The sequence below is a fragment of the Colwellia ponticola genome, from assembly GCF_005885605.1.
GTDB classification, from domain to species: domain Bacteria; phylum Pseudomonadota; class Gammaproteobacteria; order Enterobacterales; family Alteromonadaceae; genus Colwellia; species Colwellia ponticola.
Window position 1 is genome coordinate 1 of the sequence record NZ_SZVP01000085.1, and the last position, 470, is coordinate 470.

Here is a 470-nt window from a genome sequence, read left to right on the forward strand (position 1 = left end):
TGAGAAATAATATAATCGGTATAGGCAGATCCTTGAGAAAAATCAATACAGACATGGATTGGTGCTTCAAAATAAGAGACTGGACAAATACCAACCAATAAAAAAAGATAATCATAAAATAAGCGAATCATGAAACGTTCATCTTTTTCCAAGAAATAACGTTTATTATCTTGTATGACATTTTGGATCGCTGTACTGAATATTGGATACGTTTCGAAGAAAAACTGCAACTGCTTTTTAGACGTAAAACTAGTCATCTCAAAGTCGAATATCCAATTTTTCCGATTGACATGCATCATCCCCATACGAAGTTCTTTTCGTATATGGAGTCTTTCTTCTTCAGAAACTTCAGTTGAAAATGGTAATCGATCAATCAATTCCACTGACATTTTTTGACTAATCATATGGATATCATGAAAATGAGCTTCCGCAAGCCCAAACGCACCATCTAATTCAAATTCTTCTTCCGT

At 33.8% G+C, this 470-nt stretch carries 1 protein-coding gene; it reads right to left on the minus strand.

The annotated features are described in order from the left end of the window. Positions 1–470 (minus strand): hypothetical protein (locus tag FCS21_RS17715; RefSeq protein ID WP_222927988.1); only part of this gene is annotated, 470 nt, incomplete at both ends.